At 62.4% G+C, this 19783-nt stretch carries 18 protein-coding genes and 2 pseudogenes; 10 read left to right on the top strand and 10 right to left on the bottom strand.

Translation table 11 applies throughout. The features are described from left to right. The first annotated feature begins 11 nt into the window (after positions 1 to 11). Entirely contained in the window at positions 12 to 2450 is a 2439-nt protein-coding gene (locus JZ00_RS25175; protein WP_039593964.1) for a TonB-dependent siderophore receptor, read from the top strand. Positions 2451 to 2541: 91 nt separating this feature from the next. Here the strand turns inward: JZ00_RS25175 and JZ00_RS25170 are convergent, their stop codons facing one another. Next, a complete protein-coding gene (locus JZ00_RS25170; RefSeq protein WP_039593963.1) occupies positions 2542 to 3693 on the bottom strand; it encodes an MFS transporter in 1152 nt (383 codons plus the stop codon). A 181-nt stretch (positions 3694 to 3874) separates the two neighbouring features. On the opposite strand from JZ00_RS25170, the gene JZ00_RS25165 reads away from it, so the two are divergent. Next, a complete protein-coding gene (locus JZ00_RS25165) occupies positions 3875 to 4867 on the top strand; it encodes a DeoR family transcriptional regulator (RefSeq protein WP_039593962.1) in 993 nt (330 codons plus the stop codon). Between the two features lie 120 nt (positions 4868 to 4987). Here JZ00_RS25165 and codA read toward each other — a convergent pair whose 3' ends face one another. From codA to JZ00_RS25130, 7 genes and pseudogenes are all read right to left on the bottom strand, one after another. Beyond that, entirely contained in the window at positions 4988 to 6235 is a 1248-nt protein-coding gene (codA, locus tag JZ00_RS25160) for a cytosine deaminase (protein WP_039593961.1), read from the bottom strand. 12 nt (positions 6236 to 6247) lie between these two features. Then, entirely contained in the window at positions 6248 to 7519 is a 1272-nt protein-coding gene (codB, locus tag JZ00_RS25155; protein ID WP_039593960.1) for a cytosine permease, read from the bottom strand. 188 nt (positions 7520 to 7707) lie between these two features. Next, positions 7708 to 8538, bottom strand: coding sequence for an alpha/beta fold hydrolase (locus JZ00_RS25150; RefSeq protein WP_039593959.1), 831 nt, complete (start codon positions 8536 to 8538; stop codon positions 7708 to 7710). Between the two features lie 106 nt (positions 8539 to 8644). Then, entirely contained in the window at positions 8645 to 9001 is a 357-nt protein-coding gene (gene queD / locus JZ00_RS25145; protein ID WP_025212792.1) for a 6-carboxytetrahydropterin synthase QueD, read from the bottom strand. 109 nt (positions 9002 to 9110) lie between these two features. Continuing rightward, positions 9111 to 9341: a type II toxin-antitoxin system RelE family toxin gene (locus JZ00_RS30525; protein ID WP_235433114.1), complete on the bottom strand. Its 231-nt coding sequence runs from the start codon at positions 9339 to 9341 to the stop codon at positions 9111 to 9113. Positions 9342 to 9387: 46 nt separating this feature from the next. Next, positions 9388 to 9674 (bottom strand): annotated as a pseudogene (locus JZ00_RS25135) (type II toxin-antitoxin system Phd/YefM family antitoxin). A gap of 108 nt (positions 9675 to 9782) precedes the next feature. Beyond that, a complete protein-coding gene (locus tag JZ00_RS25130) occupies positions 9783 to 10862 on the bottom strand; it encodes a patatin-like phospholipase family protein (RefSeq protein WP_039593957.1) in 1080 nt (359 codons plus the stop codon). Positions 10863 to 11014: 152 nt separating this feature from the next. On the opposite strand from JZ00_RS25130, the gene JZ00_RS25125 reads away from it, so the two are divergent. The 7 genes and pseudogenes from JZ00_RS25125 to JZ00_RS32060 all read left to right on the top strand — a co-directional run bounded on the left by JZ00_RS25125 (position 11015) and on the right by JZ00_RS32060 (position 16982). Then, positions 11015 to 11323, top strand: a complete 309-nt coding sequence (locus JZ00_RS25125; protein ID WP_152668469.1) for a PepSY domain-containing protein — start codon at positions 11015 to 11017, stop codon at positions 11321 to 11323. Next, the gene (locus JZ00_RS25120) at positions 11323 to 11634 is read left to right on the top strand and encodes a PepSY domain-containing protein (protein WP_039593956.1); all 312 of its coding nucleotides are present in this window, start codon (positions 11323 to 11325) and stop codon (positions 11632 to 11634) included. The genes JZ00_RS25125 and JZ00_RS25120 overlap by 1 nt, the downstream gene beginning before the upstream one ends. Further along, positions 11634 to 12302 (top strand): response regulator transcription factor, encoded by a 669-nt coding sequence (locus tag JZ00_RS25115; protein WP_039593955.1) that lies wholly within the window; start codon positions 11634 to 11636, stop codon positions 12300 to 12302. The genes JZ00_RS25120 and JZ00_RS25115 overlap by 1 nt, the downstream gene beginning before the upstream one ends. Then, on the top strand, positions 12299 to 13612 hold the full coding sequence (locus JZ00_RS25110) for a sensor histidine kinase (RefSeq protein WP_039593954.1): 1314 nt from the start codon (positions 12299 to 12301) through the stop codon (positions 13610 to 13612). Before JZ00_RS25115 ends, JZ00_RS25110 begins: the two co-directional genes overlap by 4 nt. A gap of 212 nt (positions 13613 to 13824) precedes the next feature. Further along, positions 13825 to 15141 carry a Na+/H+ antiporter family protein gene (locus JZ00_RS25105; protein ID WP_162488978.1) on the top strand — a complete coding sequence of 439 codons (1317 nt, stop codon included), beginning with the start codon at positions 13825 to 13827 and terminating at the stop codon, positions 15139 to 15141. 161 nt (positions 15142 to 15302) lie between these two features. Next, positions 15303 to 16124: pseudogene (locus JZ00_RS32065) on the top strand (cache domain-containing protein); the annotation flags it as partial. Between the two features lie 36 nt (positions 16125 to 16160). Next, a complete protein-coding gene (locus JZ00_RS32060; RefSeq protein ID WP_412177690.1) occupies positions 16161 to 16982 on the top strand; it encodes a methyl-accepting chemotaxis protein in 822 nt (273 codons plus the stop codon). A gap of 73 nt (positions 16983 to 17055) precedes the next feature. Here the strand turns inward: JZ00_RS32060 and trhP are convergent, their stop codons facing one another. Further along, positions 17056 to 18387 carry a prephenate-dependent tRNA uridine(34) hydroxylase TrhP gene (trhP, locus tag JZ00_RS25095; protein WP_039593991.1) on the bottom strand — a complete coding sequence of 444 codons (1332 nt, stop codon included), beginning with the start codon at positions 18385 to 18387 and terminating at the stop codon, positions 17056 to 17058. A gap of 145 nt (positions 18388 to 18532) precedes the next feature. Here trhP and JZ00_RS25090 point away from each other — a divergent pair, with 145 nt between their 5' ends. Next, the gene (locus JZ00_RS25090) at positions 18533 to 19594 is read left to right on the top strand and encodes an AI-2E family transporter (protein WP_039593951.1); all 1062 of its coding nucleotides are present in this window, start codon (positions 18533 to 18535) and stop codon (positions 19592 to 19594) included. Here JZ00_RS25090 and JZ00_RS25085 read toward each other — a convergent pair. Further along, positions 19591 to 19773, bottom strand: a complete 183-nt coding sequence (locus JZ00_RS25085) for a hypothetical protein (RefSeq protein WP_030142043.1) — start codon at positions 19771 to 19773, stop codon at positions 19591 to 19593. The genes JZ00_RS25090 and JZ00_RS25085 overlap by 4 nt on opposite strands. Positions 19774 to 19783 lie beyond the last annotated feature (10 nt).

The raw sequence follows: 19783 nt of genomic DNA, 5'->3' as shown, positions 1-19783 counted from the left end.
CAAGGTTCGACGTGAAAACTCCCGCCAAAAACAACAGATGCCTTTCCCCACGCTGGCTGCCGCTGGCCCTGACCCTGGCTGTCAGCGCCGGGTTGCCCCAGGCCTTCGCCGACCAGGTCGCCACGGCCATTCATATCCAGGCGCAACCGTTGGGCCAGGCGCTGAGCCAGCTTGGCCAGCAGACCTCACTGCAGGTGTTCTTCAGCGCGGACCTGGTCGCCGGCAAGCAAGCCCCGGCGGTGGAAGGCCACTTGTCCCCGGAGGCGGCCCTGGGTCAGTTGCTGCAGGGCAGCGGTCTGCAATACCAGATCGATGACGACTCGGTAACCGTCCTGCCGGCCCCATCGGCGTCCGCCGGCGGCCCGCTGGAACTGGGCACCACCGACATCCAGGTGGTCGGTGACTGGCTCGGCGATGCCAATGCCGAAGTGGTGCAGAACCACGCCGGCGCACGGACCGTGATCCGCCGCGAAGCGATGGTCGAGCAGGGCGCCATGAACGTCGGCGATGTGCTGCGTCGCGTGCCCGGTGTGCAAGTGCAGGACGCCAACGGCACGGGCGGCAGCGACATTTCGCTGAACGTCGGGGTGCGCGGCCTCACCTCGCGCCTGTCGCCACGCTCCACGGTATTGATCGACGGCGTACCCGCGGCATTTGCGCCGTACGGCCAACCGCAATTGTCCATGGCGCCGATTTCCTCGGGCAACCTGGACAGCATCGACGTCGTGCGCGGTGCCGGGTCGGTGCGCTACGGGCCGCAGAACGTCGGCGGGGTGATCAACTTCGTCACCCGCGCCATTCCGGAACAAGCCACCGGGGAAATCGGCAGCACCCTGGAGACTTCCCAACGCGGCGGCTGGAAGCACATCGACACGGCGTTCCTCGGCGGCACCGCTGACAACGGCCTGGGCGTGGCGCTGTTGTACTCCGGCGTCAACGGCAACGGTTATCGCAAAAGCAATAACGACAACGACATCGACGACGTCATTCTCAAGACCCATTGGGCTCCGACCGAGGTCGATGACTTTTCGCTGAATTTCCATTACTACGACGCCAAGGCCGACATGCCTGGCGGCTTGACCCAGGCCCAGTACGACGCGGACCCGTACCAGTCCGACCGCGACTGGGACAATTTCAGTGGTCGGCGCAAGGATGTGTCGTTCAAGTGGATCCGTGAAATCAGCGATCGCACCCAAGCGGAAGTGCTGACCTATTACTCCGACAGCTACCGTGGCAGCACCATCGCGTCCCGGGACCAGCGCAACCTCGTGTCCTATCCGCGCACCTATTACACCTTTGGCATCGAGCCTCGGGTATCCCACGTGTTCGACCTGGGATCCACCACCCAGGAAGCCAGCGTCGGTTATCGATACCTCAAGGAAGGCATGCACGAAGAGGCCAGCCGCCTGGCACTGCGCAATAACGAACCGGTGGTGCGTCCGGGTTCCGACGGTCACGTTTACCAGGACCGGACCGGTGGCACCGAAGCCCACGCGGTGTACATCGATGACAAGATCGATGTGGGCAAATGGACCATCACCCCAGGCATTCGCTTCGAAAGCATCAGCACACAATGGCACGACCGCCCGGTACTCGACACCGCCGGCCGTCCCGTGCAGGAAAAGCGTCGTAGCATCGACAGCAACGAACCGCTGCCAGCCCTGAGTGTGATGTATCACCTGTCCGACGCCTGGAAGCTGTTCGCCAACTACGAGACCTCGTTCGGCAGCCTGCAATATTTCCAACTGGGCCAGGGCGGCTCTGGCAACAACACCGCCAATGGCCTGAGCCCGGAAAAGGCCAAGACCTACGAGATCGGTACGCGCTACAACGATGACGTGTGGGGCGGCGAAGTGACGCTGTTCTACATCGACTTCGACGACGAGTTGCAGTACATCAGCAACGATGTCGGCTGGACCAACATGGGCGCGACCAAGCACCAGGGGCTGGAGGCCTCGGCGCACTACGACATGGCCGCGCTCGATCCGCGCCTCGAAGGCCTGACCGCCAATGCAGGTTTCACCTACACCCGCGCGACTTATGAAGGGGATATCCCAAGCTTCAAGGGCCGTGACCTTCCGTTCTATTCCCGTCAGGTGGTCAACGTGGGCCTGCGCTACGAGGTCGATCGCTGGACCTACAATCTTGACGGTTTCGCCCAGTCCAAGCAGCGTTCGCCGGGCAATAGCGTCAATCCCGATGGCAGCTTCACGGATAACTACATCACCGACGGCAGCGCCGATGGCCAGTACGGCGATATGCCCGGCTACATGCTCTGGAACGTAAGGGCCGGCTACGACTTTGGCGAGCAACTGTCGAACCTGAAAGTCGGCGCCGGGGTCAAGAACCTGTTCGACCACCAGTACTACACCCGTTCCAGCGACAACAACTCAGGTATCTACGTCGGCGCGCCGCGGACGTTCTTCGTGCAGGCGAGCGTGGGGTTTTGATGAACAACCAGGGTTGACCCGTACCCCTGTGGCGAGGGGATAAGTCCCCTCGCCACAGAAAACTCCTTGCCATGGAAAATGGTGTGAGACCTCAGACTTTCAACACCTTCCCACTGGCCGCCACCGCCACCAACGACAGCGCAATCAAGCCAAACGCGATGCCCAGGCTACTGCCATGGGCAACAAACCCGATTAATGCCGGCCCCGCGAGGATGCCGGCATAACCGATGGTGGTAATGGCCGGCACGGCGATGGCTTCGGGCATCAGCGTCTGTTTGCCAACGGCCGTGTACAGCACCGGTACGATGTTCGAACACCCGGCGCCGACCAACGCGTAGCCCAGCAGCGCCGCTTGCCACATGGGTGCGACGGTCGCCATCAGGAATCCTGCAGCCGCGATCGACCCGCCGTAGATGATCACGCGCTTGGCCCCCAGCCGATGCACCACCGAATCCCCCATCAAACGGCCAACCGTCATGGTCAGGGCAAACGCGGCGTAACCCAGCCCGGCGTAGGCCGTGTCCACCGCGCGCTCGGTGGTCAGGAACACCGCGCTCCAGTCCAGCACCGCGCCTTCGGCCAGGAATACGATGAAGCACAGGATGCCGATAAACAGCACCACGCCGTGGGGAATGGCAAACGCCGGTCCCGAGCTTTCACTGCCGTAGGGCAGCAAATGCGGCGCCGCCTTGAGCAGCGCCACCAACAGCACGGCGTTGACCACCAGCGTCGCCGCCAGCGGCGAAAGCCCTAGGCCGAGCAGGGCGCTTACGCCGGCCGCGCCAATGATCCCGCCGAGGCTGAACATGCCGTGGAAGCCCGACATCATGGTCTTGCCGCTGGCGCGCTCGACGATGACCGCTTGCAGGTTCACGGTCGAGTCCACGGTGCCGAGCCCGGCGCCAAACAGGAACAACGCCGTCACCAGCCACGGCAAGGAACTCATCGTCGCCAACAACGGCAACGCCAGGCAGACCAAAAGCGTGCCGCCACTGAGCACCCGGCGGCAGCCGAACCGTGTCGCCAGGGCGCCGGAAATCGGCATCGCCAGGATCGACCCGACGCCAAGGCACAGCAACAGCAACCCCAGGGTGCCTTCGTCCAGGTTCGCTCGCACCTTGGCGTAGGGCACCAGCGGTGCCCAGGCGGCAATGCCGATGCCGGCGATGAGGTAGGCGATACGGGTGGACATCTGTTCCAGGCGGCCTGGAGCAAAGGTAGGTGGCGGGGTAATAGCGGTCATGAATCGTCCTTGGCTTTCGTGCGGTGCGGTGAAGCGGGCAGGGGCCTATGCTTGCATATCCACTGACCTCGCTGCGACCCCAAGGTGCCGACGCGAATGTCCGGGTGGCCGGCAAGCTTTGCCCCCGCAGCCTTCGCCGGCCTACAGTAGCGGTTCTTGCTGGTCGATCCGGGTTTGGTCAATGGCACAGTTCTACGATGCACGCGGCAATATCTATGGCGTTGTTTCGCCACGGCAAATCCGTGCCCAGGGAATCGACCTGCCGGTATCTGCCGCCCAGGCCGCGCAAACGCGCCAGACCTGGAGCGCTGCCGCCGTGCAAGCATTTTGCGCATGGGCGCCGGGCGAAGCGCCGCCCCATGCCAAGGCTCATCGCAGCGATGGCCTGCTGATTGGCCCGTTCCAGGACGGGCCGCCGTTCGATCTGTTGATCGTCAATACCGACGGGACGCTGGCCGAGCGTAGCGGCAATGGCTTGACGATTTTTTCCCTGGCCTTGCAGGAGCAAGGTTTGCTGCCTGGCGATGAGGGTTGCTTGCTACAGGTCCATCACGACAAACCCGAAGGTCCCTCACCGTTGCAAACCTCGGTTCACGCTGCTGAGTTCGAAGGAGGCCAAGGCTTCTGGCTGGACTTGGGCGCGCCGCTGTTCGGCCCCCGGGCCGTGGCTGCTCAAGGCATCGAAAGCGTGGTGTTCAATCAGTGCGACGTGAGCCGTGTGCCCGCGCTCCATGTGTTGGACACGGCGTGGGGCTTTAGCCAGTTCGTGCGCATTGGCAATCCTCATTGCGTGACGTTGGTCGATGCGTTGGAGGCATTGCCGGGTCTTTCGCAGATGCGTGCCGAGGTGTTGTCGCAGCCCTTGACCGATATTGCCTTTGCGGCGCCCGGTGGGTCGGGGATTCCTTGTACGGCGGGGGTGAATCTGCAATGGGCGTGGCGCGACGGCGAAGGGCAAATCGTTGCGCGGGTGTTCGAACGCGGCGAAGGCCCTACCGCATCGTCGGGCACCAGCGCCAGCGCCGTGGCGAGTGCTGCGTGGCGGGTGGGTTGGGTGAAGGCCGGGGTGGTCAGGGTCGTGATGCCGGGCGGCACCGCGCCGATCCTGCTGGAAGAAGAGGCGGGTGAGCTGATGCGGGTCAGGTTGTTTGGTGCGGCGCGGCTTGTGTCGTAGGGTTCCTGGACATTTTGCAGCGCGGCCGAAGCCGTCTTCGCGAGCAGGCTCGCGAAAGCAATGGCAGGTTCAGTATCAATGCAACCGACCCACCGCCATCGCGAGCAAATGGGGGAAGGCTCAGGTCAGTTGCGGCCCGAACTCCACCACCGGCATCTGCCGCTTCATCAACACCTCACCCTTGCGAATCGAGTAAAGCGGCAGGCCTTGGCTGCGGATCACTTCGTAGTCGCTGTCGGCCGAGAGGACCAGAAGGTTCGCCGGGCGACCAGGCTCCAGCCCGTAGCGCTCGCCCAGGGCCATGGCCTTGGCGCTGTTGTCGGTGACCAGGTCCAGGGCGCTTTGCAGGTTGCGATAGCCGAGCATATGGCAGATGTGCAGGCCCGCTTCGAGCACGCGCAGGATGTTGCCGTTGCCCAGCGGGTACCACGGATCGACGATGGAGTCCTGGCCGAAGCATACGTTCATCCCGGCTTCGAGCAGCTCATTGACCCGCGTGACGCCGCGGCGCTTGGGAAAGGTATCGAAGCGTCCTTGCAAATGGATGCTTTCGGTCGGGCACGATACGAAGCTGATACCCGAATGCCCGAGCAGGCGGAACAGCTTGGCGCAATAGGCGTTGTCGTAGGAGCCCATTGCCGTGGTATGGCTGGCCGTCACGCGTGCGCCCATGTCGCGACTGCGGGCTTCCTCGGCGAGCACTTCCAGAAAGCGCGAGTGCGGGTCGTCGGTTTCATCGCAATGCACGTCCACCAGGCAGCCGGTGCGTTCGGCCAGGTCCATGAGGAATTTCACCGAACTGACGCCCTGGTCGCGGGTGTACTCGAAATGCGGGATACCGCCCACCACGTCGGCGCCCATGCGAATCGCTTCTTCCATCAGCTCGCGGCCGTTGCGGTAGGACTCGATGCCCTCCTGGGGAAACGCGACGATTTGCATGTCGACCAGATGACGGGTCTCTTCGCGTACTTCGAGCATTGCCTTGAGGGCGGTGAGTGCCGGATCCGTCACGTCGACGTGAGTGCGCACGTGCTGGATGCCATGGGCAGCCAGGGCCTGGAGGGTCTTCCTCGCGCGGGTCTTGGTGTCTTCGTGGGTGATGGTGGCCTTGCGCTCGCCCCAGCACTCGATGCCCTCGAACAGCGTGCCGCTCATGTTCCAGCGCGGTTCACCGGCGGTCAGCGTGGCGTCCAGGTGAATGTGCGGTTCGACGAAGGGCGGCACGACCAGGTTGCCACCGGCATCGATGTCTTCGGGGCCGAGGCTGGGGGCCTCGGTCTGGCGAGCGATGCTGGCGATCAGGCCGTTTTCCAGGTGCAACTCATGCAAGCCTTCGCGGTTGCGCAGGCGGGCGTTGATGATGTGCATCAGGCGAATCCTTTATAGGTCTTGTAGGGGCGCGTCAGCGGTACGAGTGCCTGTTACGCCGATCAATAACACATACGTTAGCGCGCCGGTGGCGATTCCTACCAGTGGCGCGACCCATGGCGAATTGAAAGCTGCGACGGTGCCGACGGCATAGGCACCCAACCCAGGCCAGTTGAAAGCAGGCAGTTGCGCCTGCGCCAAGCGCGGATAGCGTCCACGCCAGCGGAAGAAGAAGTCGGCCATGATCACTCCGCCAATCGGCGGGATGACCGTGCCGAGCAGGATCAGGTAGGGCACCAGCATGTCGTACATCCCCAGCAGCGCCAACAGGGTGCCGATCGCTGCGCCAGCCAGCGTGACCGCCCTGCGTCGACGCGTGCGCAGCAGGTTGCAACCGGCCACGGCGAAGTTGTAGATGGTGTTGTCCTGGGTGCTCCAGATGTTGAGCAAGAGCATCGCCATCGCGGCCATGGCGAAGCCTTGCAACAACAGCACTTCGACGACGTCGGGCTGCTGGTAGACGATGGCTCCGTAGGCGCCGATCAGCACCATCAGGCCATTGCCGAGGAAAAACCCGATCAGGCTCGCCATTACCGCGACCTTCGCCGAACGTGAAAACCGGGTCCAATTGGTTGCCTGGGTGGCGCCGCTGACGAACGTGCCGAAAACCAGGGTGATCGCGGTCGACCAGTCCAGGCTGCCTGTGGGTACCACCGCCAGCAGCCCGTCGAGGCCGCCGATCTTCTGCGTCGCCACCCACATCGAGAGCATCAACAGCAACAGCATGGCCGGTACGGCGACGTACGAGAGGATCTCCAGCCCGCGATAGCCGATATACGCCGTGGCGCAGAACCCCAGGCCGAACAGCACCATCAGCCCCAGCACAGTTCCCTGGCCCAACTCGAAATACTTGCCCAGCACCACCGCCGCGGTGGCCGTGCCCCAGGCGTACCAGCCGATCTGGGTAAAGCCAAGGATCAAGTCGCTGAGCTTGCTGCCCACCTCGCCAAAACAGAAACGGCCCATCAGTACCGAATTGAGCCCGCTCTTGAACGCTATGTAACCCAGGCCTGCGGCATAAAGACCCAGCAGCAGATTGCCGATGACAATGACACCGAGCATGTCAGCGAAACCGAACGCCACGCCCAGCTTGCCGCCGGCGAACATGGTGGCGGTGAAAAACGTGAAGCCCAGCAACACCATGGCCGTGGAGGCCAGGCCCTTGCGGGCATGCATCGGGACTTCGCTCAACGGGTAGTCGTTACCGGGATCGTTCTGTGTCATGTGGCGGGTCCTTGCGGGTGAGGAAATGTCGCAAGCGTGCAGCGGCCGTGCCAAGCGAGTGATTGCCGGTTGTTTATAGACAAATCCTTGGAACAGGGTGGCTGGAGGGATCAAAAGCGGTGCGGCGGTGGTTCAAGTTGGAACACAGGCCGCACGGTACATGCGGTTCGCTTGTGGGAGCGGCTCCTTCAGCAGGCAAGAGGCAATGCCAGGAACCGCAAGACCGCCGCGACAATCACTTCCGGCGCGTCTTCCTGGACCAGGTGTCCGGCACTTGGCACGGGCTGAAACAGCGCCCCGGGAATCATCCCGTGCAACGACCGGCCGCGCTCGATGGGGATCCATTGGTCATCTTCGCCCCACAGGATTTGCGTTGGGCAGCGCACCTTCGGATACAGGGCCTCGACCTCGCGCGTATAGCGCTCATCCATCTGGGCAATTTGCCGATAGAACGCCGCCTGGCCCGGCTCGCCAAGCCACGGCTTAACGTAGGGCGCCAACTCTGCCTCCGGAATGTCTCGCTTGATCGCGCCGCGGATATAAGTCGGCACGATAGCCCGCTGGATGTAATCGGGCAGGCCGCTGAACGCCGTTTCATGCTGGCGCACATGCTGGACAAAAGGTGAACCCCACGGTGACAGCGCCACCGGGTCGATCAGGGTCAGGCTGCGGTAATCCTTGCCATCGAGCAGATGCGTACGCAGTGCGGTAGCACCGCCGAAGTCATGGGCCACCACGTCTGGGCGCTCCAGGTTCCAGTATTCCAGCAACTGGGCGAGCAATTGGTTTTGTACGCCGAGGGAGACGTCGGCATCCGGCTGCGCGGATTGGCCATAACCCAGCAGGTCGAAGTAGTGCACCCGGTGCGTAGCAAAGAACAGCGGCGCGATCCGGTGCCATACATAAGAGGAGAACGGCGTGCCATGGACGAACACCAGCGGTGGGCCGTCGCCGTGGATGGCGTAGCGGATGGAATGTCCGTTGAAGTCGTAGACCTGATCCAGCGGCCAGTTGGTCATGCTTGATACTCCACTGAAAATGGCTCAGGGGATCAAGCATAGGCCAATGCGGTTCAGCAAGGAGACCCCCTTGTCACAGAAGGCTTGCCAGGGAACTGAGCCGGTTTTATTCGCCGTGGTAGATGCAGCCGCTGGTGCAAGTCTCGTGGATGCGAATGGCGCTGAGTTCCGGCAGCAGCGGCTTCAATTCATTCCAGATCCACTTGGCCAGGACTTCGCTGGTCGGGTTCTCCAGCCCAGGGATGTCGTTGAGGTAGTTGTGGTCCAGGCGCTCGTAGAGCGGCTTGAAGATCGCCTTGATTTCCGAGAAGTCGCGAATCCAGCCCGTGTGCGGATCGATGTCGCCGCTGAGGTGGATCGCCACCTTGAACGAGTGGCCATGCAGACGGCCGCACTTGTGGCCTTCGGGCACGTGGGGCAGGCGGTGGGCGGATTCGAAGGTGAATTCTTTGAAGATTTCCACAGGTTCAGGCTCTTTAAGGTAGCGGTCGCGAGGCAGGCGGCGGAGTTTATCAGGTTGATCCGTGTGATGCGCGAGCATGCTGACTAAAGGGTCAGCAAACGCAGTCTTCCTAGCGGGTCTTTGCCGAATCGTAGACGTTGCTACGCTCTCGCTTGCCGATCGCTATCACCAGGATGATGATCCTTTCGTCTTCTACTCGATAGACGAGTCGATACCCAGCCCCGCGCAACTTGATCTTGTAGCAATCCTTCATTGCGTGAAGGGCATCGCCCAGTATCCGCGGCTGCTTTTGTCGTTCCCGAAGCTTTTTCAATAGCTGTAGACGGATAGCGCCGTCCAGTTTCTTGAGTTACTTCAGGGCCTTTGGGTTCCATTCAACACCATACTCAACGCCCATTGGCTATATCAGCCTCAGCCTCGCCTATCAGATCATCGATTGAAACGCGAACGGGCGTTTCGTTGGCCTCAAGCCGTGCCTTGACCACTTGGGCCAATTCCAATTCATCCAGGCGTTCAATCATCGCCTCGTAGACATCGGCCGGTACCATGTAGCCCATCACGCGGTTATGGTTCAACACAGCCACAGGCGAACCGTTCGCTCCGCTCAGGACCGCAGATGGATTTTTTTCAGTTCAGATACGCTGACGGCCACATCAGCCAAAACGGTTTGCATAAAATTGGCTCCTTTAAAAGGGCTTTATTTTGGTCTTATTTGGCTCGTTCAAACAAGCTCTAATCCAAGACGTCGCGCCTTTGACGCTGTGATGCGCGAGCATGCTGACTAAAGGGTCAGCAAACGCTCGCCCAATCCACCGTTGGCCGTCAGCTCCAGGAACTCGTCGCCGAGCCGGCGGCTTTCGTCCATCGCCGTGCGCCAGTATCTACGGCGGCTCGGGTCATCGCCCATGAAGCGCTTGAAATCGTTGCGATCCGGCAGTTTGCCGTAGGGCAGGCGGGCCAGGTATTCGCGCGACGGGGCGAGCAGCAGCACGTCCTGGAGGCGTTCGGCGCTGCCCTTGCGCCATGGCAGGCCTTTGTCGAACCAGCCAGGGATGACCCGGTCGGTGAAATGGGGATAAAGGACGATGCCCTCGCCGCTGTAGGGCAGGTCGAGGTGGTAGTCCAGCAAACCCCCGTCGCGGTAGGTGCCGGCACCGGCGCCGGGAAGGTCGCGCACGCCTTCCATCACCATCGGGATCGAGCCCGACGCCAGCAAGGCCTGGCGCAGGTTGTCGGCCACCAGGGGCACGAAGCGTGAAGGGAAGTCTGTCAGGGGATGCAGCGGTGGCGCCAACCGTGGGTCGTGCACGATCAGCCGTTCGAAATGTCGCGACAGGCGCGCACGGCCTCGCAGGTTGTCGGCGATCACCGACGACAACCCGAGGCCCAGCCGGCCTCGGTGGTCTTGTGACAGCAGGCCGTGGCTCTTGACCACCATGATATTGAGCCGGTAATGGGGGTTGTCGAGGATCGTCAGGTCGCGACCTTCCAGCAGATCGTCCAGCATGCGCTGGGAGCTTTGGCTGACGCCGGCCATGGTCACGCCTTTGGCGAAACTCTGCTCGTTATACAGAGTGCCCAGGCGCCTGATGCCTTCGGCGGCGTTCGGCAAGCACGCGCTGGCAAAGCGCCAAGAGCCAACCGAGGCGCCGATCAGCGACCGTTCCCGAGGCGCCGCAGGGAGCCATTCGCCGAACAGGGCCAGGTCCAATCCCTGGATGCCCAAGGCTTTCGGGCCACCGGCGGCGCCGGGCAGGATGCCAACGTCGGCGGCGTTGAGGCCGGCCTCGCGGATTCGCTTGAAGGCACGGGGACCGGCCTTGAGGGTGAGGGCGGGGAATTTGATATGGATGGCAGTCATACCGGTCTCTAATACTGGCAAGCGGCTGATTATAGCGACACACGACGCGGTGGGAGCTCCCGCATTGATGTGGGTCCCATGATGGCAATTCAGTTTCAGTTAAGTTCACCCCGATACAGTTTCCGGTGATGATTATAAAAAGGAGAGAACCCGTGAACCGCCTGACTGCCTTTATTCTCGCGACGCTCATGGCTCTTGGCGCTGGCCTGGCGCAAGCGCGAGACCTCCATGATCACGAGATCAAAAAACTGCTGGACGCTGGTACCATTCAATCGCTTGAAAAGCTCAAGGCCGCTGCTCTGGCCACGCATCCCGGCTCTGAAGTGACCGATACCGAGCTGGAAGAGGAATACGGCAAGTACCGTTACAAGGTGGACCTGCGTGATGCCGATGGCATCGAGTGGGACCTGGAACTCGACGCCACTAGCGGCGAGGTGCTCAAGAATCATCAGGATACCTAATGAAGTTTAATCTACGCGCCCGCAGTCGTTGGGCGCTGGCGCTGCTGGCGTTCTGTTCGCTCGCCATGGCCCGGGACCTGGACCAGGACGAAGCCCTGCAGTTGCGCCAACAGGGCGTGATCCTGCCGCTGGAGCAACTGTTGCAACAAGCGCTGGACCGCCATCCTGGCGCCAAGCTGCTGGAGGCCGAGCTGGAGGAAAAGCACGGCGTCTATATTTATGAAGTCGAGCTGCTGGATACCGACGGCGTCGTGCGCGAACTGGACCTTGAGGCCGCAACCGGCCGTTTACTCAAAGATAAGGAAGACTGATGCGCCTGCTCTTGGTGGAAGACCACGTTCCCCTGGCCGACGAGCTGATGGCCGGGCTGGCCCGGCAGGGTTATGCGGTCGATTGGTTGGCCGATGGTCGTGATGCGGTGTATCAGGGCACCAGCGAGCCCTACGACCTGATCATCCTCGACCTCGGGTTGCCCGGGGTGCCGGGGCTCGAGGTATTGAAGCAATGGCGAGCCGGTGGCCTGGCCACGCCGGTGTTGATCCTCACCGCCCGCGGCTCCTGGGCCGAGCGCATCGAAGGGCTCAAGGCCGGGGCCGATGATTACCTGACCAAACCCTTTCATCCTGAAGAACTGCACCTGCGCATCCAGGCGCTGCTGCGTCGCTCCCACGGCCAGGCCAACCAACCGACGCTCCAGGCGGCCGGGTTGCACCTGGATGAAGGACGCCAGTGCGTGATTCGTGACGGCGCGGAGGTCCAACTGACCGCCGCCGAATTTCGCCTGTTGCGCTATTTCATGCTGCACCCCGAGCAAATCCTTTCCAAGAGTCATCTCGCCGAGCACCTGTACGACGGCGAAACCGAGCGTGATTCCAATGTGCTCGAAGTCCACGTCAACCACCTGCGGCGCAAGCTGGGGCGCAGCGTGATCGAAACCCGTCGCGGCCAGGGCTACCTGTTCGGCGGGCAGGCCCAGTGAGATCCATCCAGCGGCGCCTGAGCCTTGGGCTGATCGGTGTGATGGTCGTGGTCGGCCTCGTCCTGGCGCAGACCAGCCTGTGGTTGTTCGAGCTGGGCTTGCAGCGTTATCTGGAAGCGGGGCTGCGCAACGACAGCGAGAACCTGCTGGTGGCCCTGGTGCGCGGCCCGCAAGGTTTGCAGTTGGACGAGCGGCGCTTGTCGCCCGCCTATCTACGGCCGTTTTCGGGGCACTATTTCCGCATCGATTTCGCCGACGAGCATTGGCGCTCCCGCTCCCTGTGGGACCAGGAGCTGCCCCGGCTCGACCATCCGGGCCTGCACAGCAACCTGCAACTGGGCCCCGAAGGCCAGAGGCTGCTGGTACTGCGCACTGACTATCGGCGCCTGGGCCAGGCGATTTCCATCAGCGTGGCCCAGGACTACACGCCCGTGCGCGACAGTTTCCTGAGAATGCAGCAAGTAGGCCTGGGTCTTGGCCTGGCGGGGTTGCTGCTGATCCTTTTGCTCCAGCGCCTGACGGTACAACGCGCGTTGCGTCCGTTGGAAAAGGCCAGGGAGCAGATCGCCCAGTTGCAGCGCGGGCAGCGTTCGCAACTCGACGAACAAGTGCCCAGGGAACTGGAGCCGCTGGTGGCGCAGATCAATCATCTGTTGGCTCATACCGAAGACAGCCTCAAGCGTTCGCGCAATGCCCTGGGCAACCTGGGCCATGCGCTGAAGACCCCGCTGGCGGTGTTGCAAAGCCTGGCCTCGAACGAAAAGCTCGACCCTTATCCGCAATTGCGCAAGCTGCTGCTCGACCAGCTGGAACAGGTTCGCCACCGCCTGAACCGCGAGCTCAATCGCGCCCGGTTGTCGGGCGATGCCTTGCCCGGCGCACACCTGGATTGCGACGCCGAACTGCCGGGGCTGCTGGCAACGCTGAACATGATCCATGGCGAGCATCTGCACTTGGCTTACCTCGCGCCGCCTGGCTTGCAGCTGCCCTGGGATCGTGAGGATCTGCTGGAGCTGCTGGGCAACCTGCTGGACAACGCCTGCAAATGGGCCGACGCCGAAGTGCGCCTGACCATTGTCGAGACGGCCGACGGGTTCAGCCTGGCCGTGGAGGACGATGGCCCAGGCATTCCCGCGGAGCGGCGCGACCAGGTCTTCAGCCGGGGCACGCGGCTGGATGAGCAGACCGATGGCCACGGCCTTGGCCTGGGCATCGTGCGGGACATCGTCGACACCTGGGGCGGGATGCTGGCCTTGGATGACAGCGAGTGGGGCGGGTTGAAGGTCGTGATCGAATTGCCCAAGCGCTGATGTCCTGTGGGGGCGGGCTTGCTCGCGAAAGCGGTGTGCCAGCTAATAATGTCTGAGTGATACACCGCATTCGCGAGCAAGCCCGCTCTCTCAAGAGTGACGGCATTACCGCAAAACCCGCCGCATGACCCTTGCAGCTTGCCGCCGCTTCCTGCAAAGTCGCGACCTTTTTGTCCGGTGGCTTTCCATCGCTGTGCTTTGAGGTAACGATGATAAATGCAGTAATTGCTGCGGTTGGCGTCATGCTGGTGCTCAGCCTGTCCCGCGTGCATGTGGTGATCGCGCTGATTGTCGGCGCGTTGGTGGGCGGCCTGACGGGCGGCCTGGGGATCGAGGCGACGCTCAAGGCGTTCAATGCCGGCCTGGGTGGCGGCGCGACGGTGGCGTTGTCCTACGCACTGCTGGGCGCTTTCGCCGTGGCGATCGCCAAGTCCGGCATGGCCCACGCCCTGGCCGACAAAGCCCTGGCCATGGTCGACCGCCAGGACGTCGCCGGCGGCACAGGTGTCAAGTGGGTGCTGATCGGCCTGCTGGGTACCGTGGCCGTCGCATCGCAGAATATCCTGCCGATCCACATTGCCTTCATCCCGCTGCTGGTGCCGCCGCTTCTGTACGTGCTGACCAAACTGCAGTTGGACCGCCGCCTGATCGCCTGCGTGATGACCTTCGGCTTGATCACGCCCTACATGTTCCTGCCGGTGGGCTTCGGCAATATCTTCCTCAACGAGATCCTGCTGGCCAATGTCGCTCGCAGCGGTGTGGACGTCAGCGGCATCAACATCACCCACGCCATGGGTATTCCGGCGCTGGGCATGGTGTTTGGCCTGATCCTCTCGTTTATCACCTACCGAAAGAAACGCGTCTATGACCTGAAGAAAATCGCTCGTGCCGAGCAAGTGGCGGTGCGCTACAACCCGCTGAGCCTGTTGGTCGCGGGGTTGGCGATCGCGGCGGCGTTCGCCATCCAGCTGCTGCTTGATTCGATGATCATCGGTGCGCTGGCGGGCTTCCTGATCTTTTCGGTCTCGGGGGTGGTGCGTTGGCGCGAAACCGACGACCTGTTCACCGAAGGCATGAAGATGATGGCGATGATCGGCTTCATCATGATCGCGGCCTCGGGGTTTGCCGAGGTGATGAAGGCCACCGGTGAAGTCCAGAGCCTGGTGGAAGCCTCGGCGGCCTGGATCGGCCACAACAAGGGCGTCGGCGCGTTGTTGATGTTGCTGGTGGGGCTATTGGTGACGATGGGCATCGGCTCGTCGTTCTCCACGGTGCCGATCCTGGCGACTATCTTCGTGCCGCTGTGCCTGCAACTGGGTTTCAGCCCGCTGGCGATCGTCTGCATCGTCGGCACCGCGGGCGCCCTGGGCGACGCTGGCTCGCCCGCCTCGGACTCGACCCTCGGCCCGACCTCCGGCCTGAACATCGACGGCCAGCATCACCATATCTGGGACACCGTGGTCCCGACTTTCATCCACTACAACCTGCCGTTGCTGGCGTTTGGTTGGGTGGCGGCGATGGTGTTGTAAGGTCGACCAACAAGACTCAAGGACCGAGTCGCCCCCCTTCGCGAGCAAGCGAGCATGCTGCTGACAGTTCGCGATAGCCGGTTAAACCTGTCCTACAGTTTTGCCGTGCCCTGCCGTTAACCCAGCTAACCACGCCAATAACACCTACAAGAGTGAACAGCATGCGCCTGAGCCTGAAGGCTAAAGTCCTGTCCCTTGCGATACTCCCGGTATTGCTGTCCGCTGTGATCATCAGCCTGACCACTGCGTTCATCTTGAAGGAACAGGCCAGCAAAGAAGTCCAGCAGACCCGCGAGCGCCTGCTCAGCGAAGCCAAGGCCACGCTGCAGAATTATGTCGCGGTCGGGCTGACAGCCATCAAGCCGCTCTACGATGCCGCCGCGCCAGGCGATAACGAAGCACGCGCCCAGGCGATCAAGCTCTTGTCGAATATCAGCTACGGCAAGGACGGCTATTTCTTCGGCTATGACTCCGAGACCATTCGTCTGTTCAAGGCCAACAGCCCCGATGGCGTGGGCAAAAGCTTCAAGGACAACCGCGACCCGAACGGTGTCTACGTCAACCGTGACCTGGTGAAAGTCGCCAAGGACGGCACGCATTACCTCGAATACAGTTCGCCACTGCCCGGCAGCAAGGACCTGGTGCCCAAGCTCGGCTACACCGAATACCTGCCCAAATGGGATCTGGCGGTAGGCAGTTCGGTCAACCTGGACGGTATCGAAGCCCAGGTGGCGTTGGTGGAAGCCAAGGTCCACGACCGCCTGCAAGGTGTGATCCTGAGCATCGTCGGGATCGCCGCCGTCGTGTTGCTGGTGATTGCAGTCGTGGGCCTGGTGCTCGCCAATACCATCCTGCGTCCTTTGCACCTGATGAAGGACAACCTTGACGACATCGCGGCGGGCGAGGGCGACCTGACCCGGCGCCTGGCGATCACCAGCCAGGATGAACTGGGCCAGTTGGCCGGTTCGTTCAACCGTTTCGTCGACAAGATCCACGGCCTGGTCCGGCAGATCACTGACATGACCTCGCAATTGACCGGCCTGGTGACGCAAGTTTCCGAGCAGGCCCAGCGCTCCGAGCAGGCGATGGAGCGTCAGCGCCACGAAACCGACCAGGTCGCCACAGCGATCAATGAGATGTCGTCCGCCGCCCAGGAAGTCGCCCGCAGTGCCCAGGGCGCTGCCGTCGCGGCCCAGCAGACCGACGAAGAAGGGCAGTCGGCCAAGCGCGTGGTGGCCGGCAGCATCCAGCAGATTCATGCATTGGTGAACGATATTCGCAGCAGCGGCGTGTCCCTGGACAGCCTGCAACAGGACGTCGCTTCGATTGTCAGTGTGCTCGGGGTGATTCGTTCCATCGCCGAGCAGACCAACTTGCTGGCCCTGAACGCCGCCATCGAGGCCGCACGTGCCGGTGAGGCGGGGCGTGGGTTTGCGGTGGTGGCCGATGAAGTCCGCGCCCTTGCCAGTCGGACCCAGCAAAGCACCCAGGAAATACAGGGCATGATCGATCGCCTGCAATCGGGTACTCATGCGGCGGTGGAGGCGATGCGCCGTTCCAGTGAGGCCGGCGATGGCACTTCGGAGCGGGCCAACGAGGCCGGCGCGTCACTGGACACCATGGCGCAGTTGATTGGCACCATCAACTCGATGAACGCCCAGATCGCCAGCGCGGCCGAGGAACAAACTGCCGTGGCCGAAGAAATCAACCGCAGCGTGCATCAGATTGCCGTGGCCGTGGACAGCGTTGCCGACGAAACCCAACGCGGCGCCCAGACCTCCCGCAGCCTGGCCGACCTGGGTCAGCGCCTGGGCCAATTGGTGGGGCAGTTCCGGATCTGATCCGGGCAAGTCGTTCCGCCAACTTAAGTCGAGCGCTGTTGTGGCGAGGGGATTTATCCCCTCGCCACAATGATCAGGCAGCCAACTCCCGCACATCCCGCATCAACAACCCAAACCGCAAATCCACCGCATCCGGAATCGGCACATACACCACGTGCCCGTCTCCCGGTGCGACGTCGATGCCTTGGCCCTTGACGTTCTGCAACTGATGCAGGTCGAAGTGGAAGTTGCCCTTGGGCGTCATCAGCTCCATGTGATCCCCCAGGCCGAAGCGATTCTTCACCCGTACTTCGGCCATGCGCTCACGGCGGGCGCCGGTCAGTTCGCCGACGAACTGCTGGCGCTCCGACACCGAGCTGCCGTTCTGGTAGTTCTGATATTCATCGTGCACATGGCGACGCAGGAAACCTTCGGTGTACCCGCGTTGGGCGAGGGATTCGAGGTCGGTCATGAGGCTGCGGTCGAACTCACGGCCAGTCATCGCGTCATCGATGGCGCGGCGATATACCTGGGTGGTGCGCGCGCAATAGAAGTGCGACTTGGTCCGGCCTTCGATCTTCAGCGAATGTACGCCCATGCGAGTCAGGCGTTCCACATGCTGCACGGCTCGCAAGTCCTTGGCATTCATGATGTAGGTGCCGTGCTCGTCCTCGAAGGCCGGCATGGATTCGTCCGGGCGGTTGGCCTCTTGCAGCAGGAACACTTGGTCGGTCGGCGCGCCGAGGCCCAGGGTCGGTTCCGGCTGATACACCTGGACGATGTCGCCCACGGTATTTTCCACTGCCGGTTGCGCCGAATATTTCCAGCGGCAGGCGTTGGTGCAACTGCCCTGGTTGGCATCGCGCCGGTTCAGGTAGCCCGACAGCAGGCAGCGTCCGGAATAGGCCATGCACAGCGCGCCGTGGACAAACACCTCCAGCTCCATGGCCGGCACCTGCTGGCGAATCTCGGCAATTTCCTCCAGCGACAACTCGCGAGAGAGGATGATCCGGCTCAGGCCCTGCTGTTGCCAGAACTCGACGCTGGCCCAGTTCACCGTGTTGGCCTGCACCGACAGATGGATCGGCATCTGTGGGAAATGCCGGCGAACCAGCATGATCAGCCCCGGGTCGGACATGATCAGTGCGTCCGGGCCCATCGCGATCACCGGTTCGAGATCCTTGAGGAAGGTGCGTAGCTTGGCGTTGTGCGGGGCGATGTTCACCACCACATAAAAGCGCTTGCCCAGGCTTTGGGCTTCATGAATGCCCAAGGCCAGGTTGGCGTGGTCGAATTCATTGTTGCGCACTCGCAAGCTGTAGCGCGGTTGGCCGGCATAGACCGCATCGGCGCCGTAGGCGAAGGCGTAGCGCATGTTTTTCAGGGTGCCGGCAGGGGCGAGCAGTTCGGGGGCTACGAGGTGCATGGTGGCGTCGGACCGCAAAAAGCGGCGAGGGTAGGCCATGGCCGGCCCGGTGGTATTGATCTGGATCAAGGCTGCGCAACAGACGCGACGGCACTCCGGCGAATCCTGGCGGACTAATGTTTATCTGCCAAGGAATGGAAAGCCAATGAACCGCAAGAACCTCCAAAACAAGTCGCAGATGTTGTTGCTGATCCTGGTCAGCATCGCCTTCGTCTGGATCCTGCTGCCGTTCTACGGGGCAGTGTTCTGGGCCGTTATCCTGGGCATCGTCTTCGCGCCACTGCAGCGGCGCCTGCAATTGAAGCTCAACTGGCCGCGCAACCTCACGACGCTATTGACCCTGACCACTTGCATGCTGATTGCTATCTTGCCGGTGATCGTCATCAGCACCTTGCTGGTCCAGGAAGGTGCGGCCCTCTACAAGAGCCTGGAAAGCGGCGAGCTGGACGTTGCTGATTACCTGGCGCGCTTCAAGGACGCATTGCCACCGTACTTCCAGCACCTGCTGGACCGTTTCGGCCTGGGCAACCTGAACGGGCTGCGGGACAAGATCGTCAAGAGCGCGATGCAGGGCAGCGAGTTCTTCGCCACCCAGGCGTTCAGTTTCGGCCAGGGCACGTTCCAATTCCTGGTGAGTTTTTTCGTGATGCTCTACCTGCTGTTCTTTTTCCTGCGCGACGGGCCGGAACTGGTACGCAAGGTGCGCTCGGCGGTGCCGCTGGCCGAGCACCAGAAGCGCCGCCTGCAATTGAAATTCAACCGCGTGGTGCGGGCGACGGTGAAGGGCAACCTGCTGGTCGCGATCACCCAAGGCGCGTTAGGCGGCTTGATCTTCTGGGTGCTCGGCATCCCGACGGTGTTGCCTTGGGCGGTGCTGATGGCGTTCCTGTCGCTGTTGCCGGCCGTGGGGGCGGGCATCGTCTGGGCGCCGGTGGCGGTGTATTTCCTGTTGTCCGGGGCGATCTGGCAGGGCGTGGTGCTGACGCTGTTCGGCGTATTCGTGATTGGCCTGGTGGACAACTTCTTGCGGCCGATCCTGGTGGGCAAGGACACCAAGATGCCGGACTACATGGTCCTGGTCTCGACGCTGGGCGGGTTGGCGGTGTTCGGCCTGAATGGCTTCGTCATCGGCCCGCTGATCGCCGCACTGTTCATGTCGTGCTGGGCGCTGTTCGTCGAAAACACGCCTCGGGTGCAGTTGCCCTAGGCGCGGAGGAGGTAGGGGCCGATACGTTGCGACATGGCCTGGGCGGCGGGCAGTGAAGTCAGCGGGCCGCTGACGGTCACGCCGTCCTGCACCAGATACCAGCAAGCCAACAGGCCACGCTCCCTGAGTGGGGCGGGAACGGCGCTGCCAACGACAGACATGATTTGAACCTTGGGCATGGGAAACCTC

Source organism: Pseudomonas frederiksbergensis, assembly GCF_000802155.2.
GTDB classification, from domain to species: domain Bacteria; phylum Pseudomonadota; class Gammaproteobacteria; order Pseudomonadales; family Pseudomonadaceae; genus Aquipseudomonas; species Aquipseudomonas frederiksbergensis_A.
This window is presented reverse-complemented; position numbering and strand designations above follow the sequence as displayed.